16 protein-coding genes are annotated in these 15,446 nt (G+C 62.5%); 2 read left to right on the forward strand and 14 right to left on the reverse strand.

From position 1 onward, the window contains the following. Positions 1-79: 79 nt before the first annotated feature. The 5 genes from CQ020_RS03035 to CQ020_RS03055 all read right to left on the reverse strand — a co-directional run bounded on the left by CQ020_RS03035 (position 80) and on the right by CQ020_RS03055 (position 6,221). Positions 80-3,109 (reverse strand): AAA family ATPase, encoded by a 3,030-nt coding sequence (locus CQ020_RS03035; RefSeq protein ID WP_105690503.1) that lies wholly within the window; start codon positions 3,107-3,109, stop codon positions 80-82. After that, complete coding sequence (locus CQ020_RS03040; protein WP_105690504.1) at positions 3,106-4,296, reverse strand: exonuclease SbcCD subunit D; 1,191 nt, start codon at positions 4,294-4,296, stop codon at positions 3,106-3,108. Before CQ020_RS03040 ends, CQ020_RS03035 begins: the two co-directional genes overlap by 4 nt. 68 nt (positions 4,297-4,364) lie before the next feature. Continuing rightward, positions 4,365-5,312: an MIP/aquaporin family protein gene (locus CQ020_RS03045; protein ID WP_105690505.1), complete on the reverse strand. Its 948-nt coding sequence runs from the start codon at positions 5,310-5,312 to the stop codon at positions 4,365-4,367. Positions 5,313-5,472: 160 nt separating this feature from the next. Further along, a complete protein-coding gene (locus CQ020_RS03050; RefSeq protein ID WP_105690506.1) occupies positions 5,473-5,817 on the reverse strand; it encodes a DUF202 domain-containing protein in 345 nt (114 codons plus the stop codon). A 2-nt stretch (positions 5,818-5,819) separates the two neighbouring features. Further along, on the reverse strand, positions 5,820-6,221 hold the full coding sequence (locus CQ020_RS03055) for a YidH family protein (RefSeq protein WP_024817248.1): 402 nt from the start codon (positions 6,219-6,221) through the stop codon (positions 5,820-5,822). A 36-nt stretch (positions 6,222-6,257) separates the two neighbouring features. Here CQ020_RS03055 and CQ020_RS03060 point away from each other — a divergent pair, with 36 nt between their 5' ends. Further along, a complete protein-coding gene (locus tag CQ020_RS03060) occupies positions 6,258-7,328 on the forward strand; it encodes an ADP-ribosylglycohydrolase family protein (RefSeq protein WP_105690507.1) in 1,071 nt (356 codons plus the stop codon). A gap of 7 nt (positions 7,329-7,335) precedes the next feature. Here the strand turns inward: CQ020_RS03060 and CQ020_RS03065 are convergent, their stop codons facing one another. From CQ020_RS03065 to CQ020_RS03085, 5 genes are all read right to left on the reverse strand, one after another. Next, positions 7,336-7,923, reverse strand: a complete 588-nt coding sequence (locus CQ020_RS03065) for a DUF4395 domain-containing protein (RefSeq protein ID WP_105690508.1) — start codon at positions 7,921-7,923, stop codon at positions 7,336-7,338. 104 nt (positions 7,924-8,027) lie between these two features. Continuing rightward, positions 8,028-9,038 (reverse strand): exonuclease domain-containing protein, encoded by a 1,011-nt coding sequence (locus CQ020_RS03070; RefSeq protein WP_105690509.1) that lies wholly within the window; start codon positions 9,036-9,038, stop codon positions 8,028-8,030. A gap of 96 nt (positions 9,039-9,134) precedes the next feature. Then, on the reverse strand, positions 9,135-9,821 hold the full coding sequence (locus CQ020_RS03075; RefSeq protein ID WP_105690510.1) for a hypothetical protein: 687 nt from the start codon (positions 9,819-9,821) through the stop codon (positions 9,135-9,137). After that, positions 9,818-10,750 carry an ABC transporter ATP-binding protein gene (locus CQ020_RS03080; protein WP_105690511.1) on the reverse strand — a complete coding sequence of 311 codons (933 nt, stop codon included), beginning with the start codon at positions 10,748-10,750 and terminating at the stop codon, positions 9,818-9,820. The genes CQ020_RS03075 and CQ020_RS03080 overlap by 4 nt, the downstream gene beginning before the upstream one ends. Then, positions 10,747-11,148: a GntR family transcriptional regulator gene (locus CQ020_RS03085; RefSeq protein ID WP_219844472.1), complete on the reverse strand. Its 402-nt coding sequence runs from the start codon at positions 11,146-11,148 to the stop codon at positions 10,747-10,749. The genes CQ020_RS03080 and CQ020_RS03085 overlap by 4 nt, the downstream gene beginning before the upstream one ends. Positions 11,149-11,278: 130 nt before the next feature. On the opposite strand from CQ020_RS03085, the gene CQ020_RS03090 reads away from it, so the two are divergent. Further along, positions 11,279-12,040: a DedA family protein gene (locus CQ020_RS03090; protein ID WP_181151754.1), complete on the forward strand. Its 762-nt coding sequence runs from the start codon at positions 11,279-11,281 to the stop codon at positions 12,038-12,040. 102 nt (positions 12,041-12,142) lie between these two features. Here CQ020_RS03090 and rdgB read toward each other — a convergent pair whose 3' ends face one another. The 4 genes from rdgB to murI are packed head-to-tail and all read right to left on the reverse strand — an operon-like array spanning position 12,143 to position 15,432. Further along, positions 12,143-12,805, reverse strand: coding sequence for an RdgB/HAM1 family non-canonical purine NTP pyrophosphatase (gene rdgB, locus CQ020_RS03095; RefSeq protein ID WP_105690514.1), 663 nt, complete (start codon positions 12,803-12,805; stop codon positions 12,143-12,145). Further along, positions 12,802-13,560 (reverse strand): ribonuclease PH, encoded by a 759-nt coding sequence (gene rph, locus CQ020_RS03100; RefSeq protein WP_011775233.1) that lies wholly within the window; start codon positions 13,558-13,560, stop codon positions 12,802-12,804. Before rph ends, rdgB begins: the two co-directional genes overlap by 4 nt. A gap of 46 nt (positions 13,561-13,606) precedes the next feature. Continuing rightward, positions 13,607-14,404, reverse strand: coding sequence for an MBL fold metallo-hydrolase (locus CQ020_RS03105; RefSeq protein ID WP_024817258.1), 798 nt, complete (start codon positions 14,402-14,404; stop codon positions 13,607-13,609). Further along, on the reverse strand, positions 14,401-15,432 hold the full coding sequence (gene murI / locus CQ020_RS03110) for a glutamate racemase (RefSeq protein WP_374955175.1): 1,032 nt from the start codon (positions 15,430-15,432) through the stop codon (positions 14,401-14,403). The genes CQ020_RS03105 and murI overlap by 4 nt, the downstream gene beginning before the upstream one ends. Positions 15,433-15,446 lie beyond the last annotated feature (14 nt).

Genomic DNA, 15,446 nt, shown 5'->3' on the forward strand with positions numbered 1-15,446 from the left:
GGTTCGCTAAAGAATGCGCATCGTCCCTCCTCCCGATGCGCGCGACCCGGTGTAACGGGTTAAGTCTATCGGATGCGACTTAGACCGGAAGAGCTTCGGCAATCCGCACGCTGGATCCGTTTCTGCCCTTAACCACCTGAAGCTGGCTGGTGATCCGTTGCTTCATTTCCGCGACGTGACTGACAAGGCCAACCACCCGGCCGCCGTCACGAAGTCCTTCCAGTGCGTCCATCACTTGCTCCAGTGATTGCTCATCCAGGCTGCCGAAGCCTTCGTCAACAAACAGTGTCTCGATATCCACGCCGCCGGCCTCCTGCTGGACCACGTCGGCGAGGCCCAGTGCCAAGGACAACGAGGCCATGAAGGATTCACCGCCAGATAGCGTGGACGTATCCCGCCGCTGGCCGGTCCACTCGTCCACGACTTCGAGACCAAGGCCCGACTTTGCACCTCTGGCAGCCTTGGCGTCCGTATGTTGCAAGGTGTACCTGCCATCGCTCATGGCCACGAGCCGCTCGGAGGCGGCAAGGGCCACCTGTTCCAGCCTTGCTGCCAGGACGTAGGTGTTCAGGCTCATCCGGTAGTTGTTATCGCCCGATCCCCGCACGGTATCGGCCAGTTCAGCCAGCATATGTGCCCGGCTCAGAGGTTCCCTTCCCTCTTGCGCCAGAGTCCGGTACTCCTTCCCCAGCCGGGCAACAGCATCCGCCGACTTTCCAGCCAGGCCGGCTGACAATGCCTTCGCCCGCGCATCATCCGCGGCGGTGGAAGCAAGAAGCCTCGATTCGGCAAGTTCGGCCTCGGTCAAGGGTAGTTCGCCAATGCTGGCTTCCTTTGCCGCAAGGACCAGGTCCTCAGCGGCAAACAGTTCATCCACGCGGGACGATTCGGCGTCGAAATCAGCGAGGTCTTTCTCAAGGCCCACAACATCGGCCGGCGGCAGGATTTCCCGGCGGGCTTCGTCGCCCGATGCGAAACCGGATTCCGAAAGGGCCTTTTCCAGTGAGGCGGCGGCGTCCACGCCGGCCTGTTTTGCCTGGTCCAGTTCCCGGTCTGCATCAACGGCCGCTTGCAGAAGCCCGCGCTCAGCCATGAGGGCTTCCAACTTCCCGCGAAGGCTGGGGAAGCCTTCCCTCAAGCCAGCGAGTTCTGCTTCCAAGGCAGCACATTGCTCCTGCAGCAGGTGCACAGCCGATGACGCTTGGGCCGCTGCGCTGACGGACTCAGCGTGCTCTTGCTGCACCAGGGCAATCTGCTTGCTGAGGGCCCCGTGCCGAGCACGAAGCTTTTCCAGCTCCACTGCCGCCTGACGGGCCGCCGAGGCAGCATCCCGGGCGGATGCCCGCTTTGACTCTGCTTCAGCAGCATCAACTGAGCCACCCCGGGCAACCAGTCCGGCGAGCACCTGCGCCGCAGAGGAAACCTGCTCGGCGAGGAGCCCCAAGACTTTTTCACTGGCCTCAAACCGTTCCTTTGTGTCTTCCTCTTCCTGGGCGAGGGACAGTGCTGTTTGCACGGCTTCGGCGGGGTTGGGATGCTCTTCGCTTCCGCACACGGCGCACGGCTTTCCGCTCTCCAACGCCGCTGCCAGCTCCCCTGCTGCGTTGGCCAGACGCAGCTCACGGACATCAAGCCACTTCTGCCGCAGGTCTTGGGACGAGGTCCTGGCCTGGAGATGTCTCCGGGTAATCTCGTCCAACTCATGGGTGGCAGTTGCGTGAAGGGCCACAATCCCCACCAACTCGTCAGCATCAGCAGCCGCCCGTTCCAGTTCTGCGAGTTGATCAGCCACAGGCACATGCGGCAGGATCTCTGACTCCACAGTGGACACGTCAAGGCGCAGCTGTTCCAATACGGCGGCCGAAGCCTGGGCAGCTGCCTGATGTTCAGCGACTTCACCGTTTACGGTTGCCAGCCGTGCCGTGATCACCTCCAAGCGCTGCTCATCGGACAGCCGGGCCTCAAGGACTGCGCAGCCGGCCTTGACGGTTTCCAGCGCGACATCCGCAGTGGCAGCATCCAAGCCCACAGCCTCAAGCTTCCCGCGGATCACGGAAGCCCGGGCTATGGCGGTTTGGAGTTTGCGTGCTGCCGAATCGACTGCTTCCAGTTGGCCGCTGAGAACGGCGGCCCGCCAGTGCTTTCCGAGCATCTCCTTGTTCTCCAGTGCCCGCGGCGCTGCCAGTTCAAGGAGCACCCGCCGCTGCATCGCGGCGCCGAGCCGCCCGTGCCTGAGCGACCTCTCCTGGGCCTCTTGGAACTCTTCCAGAAGTCGGGTGGACAGAGACGCTGCCTCAGCTGCCTCGTCCTCCCGGCGCTTCCCTTCAGCCCGGACCTCTGCCTCTACAGCGGCCAGCCAGGCCTCTGGGTCCTGTCCCGGTTCCGTCCTGGCGGCCGGAGTGGCATCGGCTGAGGTGTCAGCCGTGTGAAGATCCACTGCGTCACGCTCCGAGGCAACCCGGTCCAGCAGCAGTTTGAGCTCTGAGGTGTTCTCCTGCACAGCACGGGTAGCTTCAGCGGATTGTTGAAGAAGCTGGCGTTCCACCGTTTCAAATCGTTGGGTCCCGAACAATTTCTGGAGGAGATCCAGGCGTTCATTGGCCTTGGACCTCAAGAACGCCGCGAAGTCGCCCTGGGGCAGCATCACCACACGGGTAAACTGCTCGCGGTCCATTCCAAGGATGTCCGAGAGCTCCGCACCTACCTCATCATTCCTGGAAGACTTCTCCTCCCAGCTCCCGGCCACGCGTTCCCTGAGGAGCGTCTTGGCCTGCTGGGTGGTGAATCCATGGCGACCGCGGGCGCTCGGCCGGTCCCACGCCGGGGATCGCGTCACTTCAAAACGGCGGCCACGCGCGGAAAACTCGCAGACCACGCGCGGCTCCGCGCCGGGCGCGGCATGATCGCTTCGTAGCCGTTTCCCCTCTTGGCGGGTGCCGGGAACGGACCCGTACAGGGCAAAACAGATGGCGTCCAGAATGCTGGTCTTGCCGGCTCCCGTGGCGCCGTTGAGGAGGAAAAGGCCCTGGGCGCTTAAATGGTCGAAGTCAATGTGCTGTGGTGCTGCAAACGGGCCGAAAGCCTCAATGTCCAAACGATGAATTCTCACAGCCCGGCCTCCTGCACCCGGACTGCTTCAAGTGCGTCGCGCAGTGCGGCTTCTTCAGCATCATTGGCGCTTCGGTCCCTGACATGTTCCAGGAAACCGCAGCAGACGCCCAGGTCATCTTGTGCCGCCGCGAGGCGGTTGCTGTAACTGGTGGACGTCCGCACTTCCCCACCTTGGGGATCAAAGGAGAGAACCAGGGTGTCCGGGAACCGGGCCCGGACCCTTTCCATGGCCTGAGCAGGACGTTGCGCGTCAGTGAGGGTTACCTGGCAATAGGCGTTCTCTGCCCACGCGTGCTCTTCGCCGCCCAGCAATTCCTCCAGCGTCCCGCGCAATGTGGCCAACGCTTTGGGGGCATCCCACAGAACTTCCTCAACTGCGACCACGCCGTCGGCGTCAAGATCCACCAGCCAGGCACCCTTATGATGTTTGGCTTCCGAGAATGAATAAGCCAAGGGAGAACCGGAATAGCGGACATTGGGTGCCAGCTCCTGCCGCCCGTGGAGGTGACCCAGTGCGGTGTAGGAGAAGTCTTCGAAGAGATCCAGTGGAACCGCACCCAGGCCACCGATGCTCAGATCCCGCTCGCTCTCTGAAGTAATGCCGCCACTGGCGAAGGTATGCGCAAGGACTACCGGATACACGGGTCCTGATGCGCGGCGCTTCTCAACATCACTCCGGATCCGCTCCACCGCTGCCAAGGTGACATCAAAATGGTTGGCGTTCTCAGCGCCCAACCGTTCCGCGACGAGCCGGGGTTCAAGATAGGGGATGCCGTAGATAGCCACCTGGCCGTTCCCTGCGCGGTCCCCGCCGTGTCCGTCGGTTTCCAGGGGAAACAGCACTGGTACGTCAAGTTCCTCCACCTGCGTCCTGAGGTGGACTCCCCCGCGCTCCAGCAAACGGGAAGCAAAGCCCAACCTGATCGCGGAGTCGTGGTTGCCACTGGTCAAGACCACGCCAGCCCCTGCCTGCGTGATCCGCACCAGAGCGTCATCGAGGAGCTTGACCACATCCAGTCCCGGCAAAGCGCGATCGTAGACGTCTCCGGCTATCAGCACGACATCAACGGATTTCGATTCCACCAGCGCTACCAGCTGGTCCACGAAGTCTCGTTGGGCATCAAGCATGCCAACGCCGTGGAATGACCGGCCAAGATGCCAATCGGAAGTGTGAAGTAACCGCATATTTCCAAGTTAACCGGGGGCACCGACAATAAAGCGCAGGCGAGCCGCCCGCCGTCGAGCCCGTAAGGTTATTTGCCCTTTTTACCGTCGAAGAAGTCCCGGGCATCATCATTGACCGGCGCAGCCGGCACGGCCCGGGGTGAGGCGATGTCCGGCTTCACAGCGGCTTCCTTAACCTCGGAGTCGCTGACATCAGCGTCCTCAACCGGCTCGTCGTTGGCATCGAAGGAGTCGTTCACCCCATCGCTGCCCACCTTGAAGTCCTCAGGCCCGGCGACCGCAGCAGATGACAGGCCCTGGAAACCACGGAAGGCAAGGCCGGCAAGAGCGGCACCCATCAGCGGGGCCACCCAGAAGAGCCACAGGCCCTCAAGTGCCCAGGACGAGCTGAAGAATGCTTGGGCTGTTGCCCGCGCTGGGTTGAAGGGAAGATTTCCCAGTACCTGGCCGAGCTGAAGCAGAACAGCCATTGACAGGCCCACGGCGAAGGGCGCCATGGCAGGTACGGCCCGGCGGCCTGCTGTCGCGCCAAGGAACACAGCCACAATGAGGGCTGCACCCAGGACTTCGACCAACAGAACTCCGGCCAGCTGTGTTTGGGCGGCAGCGTGTTCGCCAAAGCCCGGCGCCACGACGTCGAACGCGGCCCTGGCGTCCTTAAGGACCGGCACCGTGCTCAACACAAAGTAGATCAACGCAGCACCAACCACGCTGCCGATGATTTGCGCCGCCAGGTAGCCCAACGCAGCCACAGCCCGGATGCGGCCGGCGATCAGATTGCCCAGGGTGATCACCGGGTTGAAGTGACCTCCCGACACATGGCCAAAGGCCAGCATGGCTGCTGTTACCGCAAGGCCGGTCGCAAGAGCTACCGGCAAGGGGGCGGCACCAGGATTTGAAAAAATCCCGACTCCCACCGCGACAACAGCGACGAACATCGATCCCAAAGCTTCAGCCGACAGCCGGGCAACAAGTCCCGGCTGGGGTTCGGGTGTGGCCTGTACAGGTGAGGTCATGTGGAATGAGTCCTTACGGTTGGTGTGGATGCCGTATGACCGGCTTCGTCGCTGCGGACGCTGGTGTTTGGCGCTGGCTTTGCAGGGAGTGATGCAAGCTCAAAGCCACTGTGCATTGTGCCAGCCGAGTCTGGGCGCTGGCTGAATCCCGCCTCCGAGCCTATCCACCCAGGGCGATGGCGGCGATGGCCGTGGCACCGAGTCCCACCACAGCCACCGTGCTGACCAGCACGAGCCGGGCCGATGCTGCCTCGTTGCCGGCGTGGAGTTGGCGTGAGCGAACCCACACCACCGAAGCCAGCACGATGGTGGCCGCGGCTGCCATGAGAGCGCAAATCCCTTCGTAATCGAGCCCTGGCAGGCCTGCCACGAGGCTGCCGGTGGAGGGTTCGGACGTCAGCCAACTCCGCCAAATGAAGAGGTCCACCACTACCAGGGAGATCAGCGTCCGGCGCCATGCCAAGGTGGTGCGCTCAGGTTGCAACCCGGGATCGCGGACTTCCATCCCTACCGCGCCACCAATATCAGCACCGCAAAAGCGAACGCCGCTACGGCAACCACAATGGTCATGAACAACATGACCCTGGAGAACGGCAGCGCCTGATCGTTGCGCATCGCGGCTTCCATCTGCCCCCAACGGCGGTATGAAAGGACAGCCAGCCCCGCCCCCACCAAAGCAAGCAGGACACAGAGGACCAGGCGGACTGGCGTGGGCGCTATGTTGGGAGCCAGCTGGTCAACAGCGACCGCGCCGGCAAGCAAGGCCAGGGACGTGCGGATCCAGGCAAGGAAGGTACGTTCGTTGGCGAGAGAAAACCTGTAATCGGGGGTCTTGCCTGTCCGTCGCCAAGCAGGTTCACGCAAAATGTCTCTCCAAGTTTTGTCAGTGCCGGGCAGCTTCCCCACCATATCAGCGGAGGTTCCCGGGCACGGTAAGTTACTGGCATGAGTGTTGAGCCTAAGTCCCCCGCCGTTCCTTCCTTCGAGTCCCGCGTCCATGGCTCACTTTTGGGCGGCGCACTGGGTGATTCCCTTGGTTATGCAGTGGAGTTCGAGTCTCTTGCCGCGATTCGCGCGCGCTATGGTTCCGCGGGCCTGACTTCCTTCGGTCAACTTGAGGCCGGCAGCCACTTCTCGGACGACACGCAAATGACGTTGTACACCGTCGACGGCCTGGTGGAAGCTCTCGAATGGGCGAACGACGGCGTAGCAGCGGACGAGATCGCCTGCCTGTGGCTGGCCTACCTGCGCTGGCTCGCCACGCAGGACGTTGCTGTTGCCTCGTCCGCACCTGTTCCGCAACCGCGCTGGATCGACGCCCAGGATGTCCTGCATCACCGCCGTGCACCTGGTAACGCCTGCCTCAGCGGTTTGGCTACGGGCCAGATGGGAACAGTTGCCCGTCCGGTCAATGCCGACTCCAAGGGTTGCGGCACGGTGATGCGTTCAGCCCCGTTTGGACTCATCCCCCACATTTCCCGCGAAGCGGTCTACAAACTCAGCTCGGACGCCGCTTCGTTGACACACGGACACCCTTCAGCGCGGCTCTGCGCGGCAGCCTTCAGCCTGCTGATCCACAACATCGTGGCAGGAAGCGACGTCCGCAACGCCGCCACCGAGGCCCTCATCTACGTCAACGGCGTCCCCACCAAAGCACCCGAACTGTCGGAGCGGCTGGATGCTTGCCTGCAGTTGTCCCTGCAGGGCGCCCCCTTGGACCCGGAAGAACTGACCACAGCCCTTGGCGAGGGGTGGGTCGCAGAGGAAGCACTCGCCGTCGGGCTTTACGCAGTGCTGGCAACCAGTGGCAGCACGCCGGCAGAGCATTTCCGCAAAGCGATAACCGTGGCCATCAATCACAGTGGCGACAGCGACTCCACCGGGTCCATTGCCGGAAACATCGTGGGCGCTTACTACGGTGAGGACTGCCTTCCGGCCGACTGGTTGGAGGCCTTGGAAGCCCCGGAGGTGGTTCGCGGCATGGCCGACCGCTTGCTTGCTGTCACCACCGGCTAAACAAGAGTTACGTTCTGCGGAGCGTCACGTTGTTGCAGGCCTCGCACACGTCCTCGGGAATGAGGCCGCGGCGCTGCAGGAAGCCAAAGATGGAGCAGCCGAGGCAGAAACCCACAAAGGATTCCAACGAAGCCGCCACGATCAGCATTGCCAGCAGGATCCAGGCGGCGGGCTGGAAGCCGGTGAAAAACAGCACGACAGCGGCGGTCGTCAAGGCGGCACCGATGCCTTGAGCGAAACGCTTGGGTGGACCGGCAGCCAGCTTGGCGTGTCCGATCCTGGGCGCCAAGACCTTCACTGACAGCAGTGCGAGCGGGGAGATCCGTGGCCCGAACAGCACCCGAAGCCAGAAGCCGATTGCCAGTGCCACCAGGCCCAAGGCCCAGCCGGTCAACAAGGTGGCGACTGCCAGCACCACCACCAGTCCGGCCGTGATCCGTGCGGCGTACTCGTTGACGGGGTTCGGGAAAGCGAACACCTTCCGCCAATCCACCCCGCCGCGTACAGCAGCGCCGGCAGGAGAAGCAGCACCGGCAGGAGCGGAGCCGCTGGCTGGCAGGCGCACAGGAGCGTGGGGAAGAGCTGGCTTGGTCATGCCCCAAGGCTAGGAGTCCGGCTCCACCAGCGGGAAGGATTGTTGCGCAGTATGACCGGACACGTACAGCATGACTGGATATGGGCAGGTCCGATGCGTGGAGGCTACGCGCCGCCCACCATCTGCAGGAACTCCCCCTCGGACACAACCTCGATTTGCTGGCCCTTGGCATGGAGTTCCAGGACCCTCTTTGCCTTGCCTGTGAGCCGGCCGGCGCGAAGGTCACCTGCCACAAAGCCGTCACCCACGATCAGCACAGTAGTCCGTGCAGTTACCCGGCTTTCGGGACGTGCGCCCATGTCCGCGGCCCGTGATTTTGCCTCCGGCCTGGTGATGGCGAGGTCGCCAGTGAACACCACGGTCTGACCGAAGAGCGGGTGCCCGGGTTCCGCGGACGGGTTCGGCAACGGGTTGGGCCCTTCCTCAGGCCAGGCCTGGAAGCCACCCGGCACGCCCAATGCTCGTTCAAGCGTGCGTTCAGCGGCGCTTCCGGTCCTCGCCGCGAGCGCGGACATGGTGGCTTTGGAGAGACCTTGTGCGGGATCGAATGCCGGTTGCTTTGGCAGGTTCAGGCCGAGGGAAAGGTAGAGCTCGGCGATGCTGTTGGTGTTGTTCCGTCTGGCGATGTCCACCAGGATGCCGGCGCAGGCGCGGGCATCTTCCGCGGCGTCGTGGTGATTGACCAGGGGAACGCCGGCTTCCTCTGCGGCATAGGGCAAAGAATTGGAAACCAGCGAATAGCAGCGTCGGGACAGCATCACGGTGCACACGTAGTCATAGGCCGGCCCGGCCAGGCCTGAGACTTCCAGGCCTGAGCGGATAACGCCGAGGTCGAAGGCTGCGTTGTGGGCAGCGAGTACGTCGTCGCCAATGAACGCGCCGATTTCAGGGAAGAGCTCTCCGAACCGTGGGCGGCCGGCGACGTCCTCGGCACGGATGCCGTGGATGCGGGTGTTGTGGAATTCGAAGTGATCGTGGTTCTCCGGAGGGCGCATCAACCAGGAGGCTTCCTCCACCACAACTCCGTTGCGGACTTTACTCAGGCCCACCGAACACGGAGACCCCCTGAAGCCGTTGGCTGTTTCAAAGTCGATCGCCGTAAAGTCCAATGCCACTGGACAAGATTACAGCCGGAAAAGGCCGCCCCTGCCGATTTGTGCGGCGGGGCGGCCCTTCCGGCCAGTATTGTGGCGAACGCTACATCTCGTTGCCTAGGGAGTGGCCCGGCGCAGAGTTGTGTAGGAACCTGCTGCGAGGATGACGCACAGGAGCGCGGCCCACCCGCTGATGCTGAGCGGGGTCTGCTGGGCCATCCAGTTTCCAAAGTGTCCCCATCCATCAAACACGGTGGTGAGGGCGGCTATGCCGATCAGGGCTATCGCCGTTCCCAGGGTGGAGACCAGGGTTCCGGTGGTGCCCCAGCGCTTGAAGATGGTGGCGAACCAGAATCCGATGATGAACATGAACATCATCAGCACAAAGAAGAATGCGGCGGTGGAGTACCAGGGACCGTCGGTGACCCACGGGATATTGAAGAAGTACCCGTAAACGCCCCAGCCGTTGGTGGCCCGTTCCAGGACACCGCCCAGCATGTACAGCACGGTCATCCCCAGTGCGATAAGCGAGAAGAGGCCCAGGGTTCCCAAGTAGAACGCACGCCGGCTGATGCTCAGGCCTTGGGAGAACGGGAACACCAGGGTCATGCTTTGGATTCCAAGGACCAGGAAGTACCAGAGTGGCGCCTGGCTGCCGCCGCCATTTTTCCCCTCGGTGACGGGAATGAGGGCAAAAATGGCGAGTGACATCAGGAAGGATGCCGCCAGGATAGTCAGAGGCCATCCGATGTACGTCCACTTGTTGATCAGCTGCATTCGGGCAACTGCCAGGGTCCTGCTCATCGCCTTGCCTCCATCGTGTCATCGGCGAATTCTCCACTGCCTGCACCTGTTGCGCCTGCCCCGGCCATGGTCTTCCGTACCACCAACTGCTGCAATGAAACCGGTGATAGTTCGAGGCCAAGCTCCTGGGCTTCGGTGCGTTCGCGGCTGCTGAGAGCTTCGTCTACCGTCACGGAGGCCAGGGATCCCAGCGTTTCCCGGTGCAGGATCCGGCGGCCTGCCAGGAAGGCGTCCACCTTTTCCGCGGAACCTGAAACGGTGACAGCCGAACCTCGGATCTCTTCAGCATCGGCGTCCATGATGATCCGCCCCCGATCGATGACAACGACGTGTTCAAGGAGATTGGCTACCTCGTCGATCAGGTGTGAGGAGAGGATGATGGTCCGCGGGTGCTCTGCATAGTCCTCCACCAGGCGGTCGTAGAACAATTGCCGGGCTACGGCGTCGAGCCCCAAATATGGCTCATCGAAGAAGGTCAGTTCTGCCCGGGAGGCCAGGCCAATAATGACTCCGACAGCGGACAGTTGCCCGCGTGAGAGTTTCTTGATCCTCCGTTTGACGGGAAGCTGGAAGTCCTCGGCCAGGCGGTCGGCGAACTCCTGGTCCCAGTTCTTGTAGAACAGCGCAGCAGAACGGAACGCGTGCTGCGGTTGGAAGTCATCCGGGTACTTTTGCGATTCGCGGATAAAGCAGATCCGGGACAGCACCGCCTCGTTCTCGTAGGCGTTGGCTCCGAAGACGAGTGCTTCACCGGACGTGGCGAAGGCCTGGGCTGTCAGGATGGACATCAGGGTGGTCTTGCCTGCTCCATTGCGCCCCAGCAATCCGCAGATGCGGTTGGCTGAGAGGCTCAGGTTCACCTGGTCCAGAGCATTCAGGTCTTTGTAGTGCTTGATCAGGTTACGGGCCTCGACGATGGTCTCGTTCACAGGGCCGCGCTCCTTTCCTTGTCAGTTCCGGGTTCCGGGTTGAGCCCGGAGCTGCGTTCAATCATGGTGTTGAGCTGCTCCGCTGAGATGCCCAGCTTCCGGGCCTCCAGCGCCAGCGGCTTGACGTACTGCTCGAAGAACTCCTCGGTGCGGCGTGCTACCAGCTGGGCGCGTGCCCCCGTAGCTACGAACATCCCTATCCCCCTGCGTTTGTAGAGAATTCCTGAATCCACCAGCAGATTGACGCCCTTGGCAGCTGTTGCCGGGTTGATGCGGTGGAAAGCTGCGAACTCATTGGTGGAAGGCACTTGGGATTCCTCGGCCATACTGCCGTCCACAATTCCGTTCTCTATGAGTTCGGCGATCTGCATGAAGATCGGCTTGCTGTCATCGATCATGAGCATCACCGCCTCACTGGTTCATTACTCATGTAACTAACCATACAACCGGTACGCCACGAGTCAAGAGAGCACCCGGAAAAATACGACGACGGCCGTCAAGTAGGCTTGATGGGTGATCTTTTCTGCGATAAGCGACCTTGCCGTATCCACATTCGGGGGCGCGGGCCCGGTTTCGCCGCCTATGGCTTCCTTCCTGCCGGACTGGCTGAACCCTGACGTCTTCCTCCGCGATTCACCGTTGGGACCATGGGTGGTCCTCCTGGTCTGCGCCATTGTGTTCGCAGAAACAGGACTCCTGGTGGGGTTCTTCCTGCCCGGTGACTCCATGCTGTTCACGGCCGGACTTCTGGTTTCCACGGGAGCCATCGAGTTCAACCTGTGGGCCATGTGCGCCATGATCATCGTGGCTGCCATCATCGGCAACCAAACCGGCTACCTCATTGGATCCAAGGCCGGCCCAGCGATCTTCAATAAGCCCGATTCACGGCTTTTCAAGAAGGAAAACGTGGAGAGCGCCCACGCGTTCTTCGAAAAGCACGGCGGCAAGGCCTTGATCCTGGCGCGGTTCGTTCCCATCATCCGCACTTTCGTGCCAGTGATAGTGGGTGTTGCGCAGATGGACAAGCGCAAGTTCTTCCTCTTCAACGTCATTGGAGCAGTCCTCTGGGGCGGCGGCGTAACCCTGCTCGGCGCTTGGCTTGGCCAGTTCGAATGGGTCGGCAACAACATCGACATCATCTTCATCGTCATCGTTCTGATCTCGGTCATCCCGATCTTCATTGAGATCGGCCGTGGATTCATGGCAAAGCGCAGGGCAGCGGCCGAAGGCACCGACCCCGTTGAAGAGTTCATCGAAGAGCACGACGGCGGCAAGCACCCCGAGCACTGAGGCTCCGCAAACCATCCCAAGGACAAAAGAGCCGCAACAACAAAAAGGCACCCCGCATTCGCGGGGTGCCTTTTCTGTCACGGAGGACAGCCAGGGGGAAAGCTACCTGGCGTCGGCCTCGGACAGGGCAGACACAATCGCGGGCAGCAAAGCACGGAACGCCTGTCCGCGGTGGCTGATGGCGTTCTTCTCCTCGGAGCTAAGCTCGGCACAGCTGCGGTCCATCCCGGCCGGTTGCAGCACGGGATCGTATCCAAAGCCACCTTCGCCACGAGGCTCGCGCAAGAGCGTCCCCTCCAGCTGGCCGTACTCCACGGTCTCGTGGGCAATGCCGTCCGGACCTGGCACCGCCAAAGCTGCGGCGCAAACGAACGCTGCTCCGCGGAACGCATCAGGAACATCGGAAAGCTGCGCAAGAAGCAGGTTCAGGTTGGCGGTGTCGTTCCCATGCACTCCGGACCATCGGGCCGAGAAGATGCCCGGGGCTCCACCCAGAACATCCACAGCAAGGCCCGAGTCGTCGGCGATGGCTACCAAGCCTGTCGCTTCCGCAACAGCCCGGGCTTTAAGGAGGGAATTCTCAGCAAACGTGACACCGGTTTCGGCAACATCCGGGGCACCTGCCGCGGCGGCGTCCACCACCTGGGTGTCGACGTCGAGCCCTGGAACCTGGCCACGAAGAAGTTCGCGGAGTTCCTTCAGCTTGCCCTTGTTGTGAGTTGCCAGGACGAGCCGCTGGTCCCTGGGAGCCGGCGTTCCGCTCACGGGGCTTCCGCCAGCGTCTCGCGCTGGATGGCGGACAGCTGAGTGGTCCCGAGGAGGGCGAGATCAAGCAGGGCGTTGAGCTCGTCGCGATCGAACGGAGCCCCTTCGGCCGTGCCCTGAACTTCAACGAACTTGCCTGAACCGGTCACCACAACGTTCATGTCCGTCTCGGCACGAACATCTTCCACATACGGGAGGTCCAGCATCGGGACGCCATCAATGATGCCTACCGAAACAGCCGCGATGGTGTCCACCAGGGGCTCCGCATTACGGGCGATGAGCTTGTTCTCACGGGCAAAACGGATGGCTTCGGCGAGCGCAACGTAGGCGCCGGTGATCGCTGCGGTGCGTGTGCCTCCGTCGGCCTGCAGGACGTCACAGTCCAGGACGATCGTGTTTTCGCCCAGGGCCTTGGTGTCGATGATGGACCGGAGCGAGCGGCCAATGAGGCGCGAGATCTCGTGCGTGCGTCCACCGATCTTGCCCTTGACGGACTCGCGGTCCGAACGGGTGTTCGTGGCACGCGGAAGCATTGCGTACTCTGCCGTGACCCAACCACGGCCTTCGCCCTTGAGCCAGCGGGGCACGCCCTCGGTCAGTGAAGCCGTGCAGAGAACCCTGGTGTTGCCGAACTCGATCAGCGCCGAGCCCTCGGCCTGCTTCGACCAGCCGCGGGTGATGCTGATGGGGCGCAGTTGGTCCGGGGTCCGGCCGTCAGCGCGGATAACGGGTGTGGCTGTAGCTTCAGAAGTCATGGTTCCAGCTTAGCCAAGCTGAAGGCACCCCTCCGACCCGGGGAAACTAAATCGTGTAGTGGACTCCGGCGACGGCAACAGCGACGTCACCGGCGAAGACCGGCTTGGCCTCGGACAACACTTTGGTCTGCGAAGTCCACACAGGGATGTGCGTCAGCAGAAGTCGCTTGGCACCGGCGTTCATGGCAGCCTCACCTGCACGCTTTCCAGTGAGGTGGACGTCCTTGATGCCGTCATCCCGGCCTTCCTCAAACGCCGCCTCGCAGAGGAACAGGTCCGAGCCCTTCGCTGCGTCTTCGAGTCCCTGGCAGGAATCGGTATCCCCCGAATATGTCAGGATCTTGGTCACCGGAACTCCGTCCTTGCCCGGCTCCGTGGCGGTGACACGCAAGGCATAGGCCTCTTCGACGGGGTGATTAACCGCGAAGGGGGTCACCGTGAACGGGCCCACCGTCACCGGCTTGAGTTCGGTCCAGTTGGTGAAGTCGAATTCCTCGTGCATTCCGGGATCGAGGTCCAGCCCATATGCCGTGGCCATCCTGTCCGCGGTAGCTGCAGGACCCCAGACCGGCAGGCGGTCCCGGCCCCATCCGCCGGGCTTCCAGCGGACCGCGACGTGCAGGCCGCAAAGGTCCATGCAGTGATCGGGATGAAGGTGGGTGAGGAAGATCGCGTCAATGTCTTCCAGGTCCGTATAGCGCTGAATGGCGCCCAAGGCTCCGCTGCCCAGGTCCATCACGATCTTCCACTCGCGCTCACCGTCGTGGGCTGTCACCAGGTAGCACGACGCCGGCGAACCAGGACCGGGGAAAGAGCCCGTGCAGCCCACGATGGTCAGCTTCACAGGTCACGTCCCATGGTTGTGCCGGTGCCGCGACTGAGCGTGCCCTCGGGCTGGACGAAATAGGAGCGCCGGGACAGCCCGGATCCGGACCGTGCTGCTTCCAGCATCTCGGGAGTTATTCGAGCCAGGCTGCCCGTGGGGTATTGGGCCGCAACGTGGTCCACATGCTTCACAGAGAGGACTTCCGGCCCCAGGAAGCGGCGGGCCAAGGTCTCAAACTGGGTGGCATCACCGGTCGCTATGAATTCGTGGCTCGGCGCCCAGGTCTCAGTCCGTTGGATGCCGTGGTTGGCCAAGGCGCGGTAGACGTCTTTGGCAGTCTCCTCGGCACTGGAAACCAGGGTGACGTCCTCGCCCATGACGAAGGAAATGACACCGGTCAACAGCGGGTAGTGGGTGCATCCCAGGACAACAGTGTCCACTCCGGCAACCTTGAGGGGCTCGAGGTACTCATTGGCAGCAGCCAGGAGCTCGGGGCCCGTGGTGATTCCAGCTTCCACAAACTCCACGAACGCCGGACAGGCCACGGACGTAATGCTGAGGTCCGGGGCGGCGGCAAAAGTGTCCTCATAGGCTCTCGACCCCACAGTGGCGGAGGTTCCGATGACGCCGATCCTGCCGGAGCGGGTAGCCGAGACGGCGCGCCTCACCGCCGGCTGGATCACTTCGATGACCGGGATGCCGTAACGGGCTGTGTAGCGTTCCCTGGCGTCCCGGAGCACCGCGGCGGAGGCCGAGTTGCAGGCAATGGTCAACAACTTCACGCCGGAATCCACCAGTTCGTCCATGACACCCAGCGCGTTGGCACGAACTTCGGCAATAGGCAGCGGACCGTAGGGGCCGTGTGCGGTGTCGCCAACGTAGAGGATTGATTCGTTGGGGAGCTGGTCAATGATGGATCGCGCCACAGTCAACCCACCCACACCTGAATCAAAAATCCCGATTGGACGTGGCCCTAAGAGTTCCCCGTTACCGGTGGGGGCGTCGCTGCCCAAGACGCCGCTTGGTGAACCCGAATCTGAAGTCATAATTATTCGAGAAT

It is taken from the genome of Arthrobacter sp. MYb23, from assembly GCF_002979775.1.
In the GTDB taxonomy this organism is placed as follows: domain Bacteria; phylum Actinomycetota; class Actinomycetes; order Actinomycetales; family Micrococcaceae; genus Arthrobacter.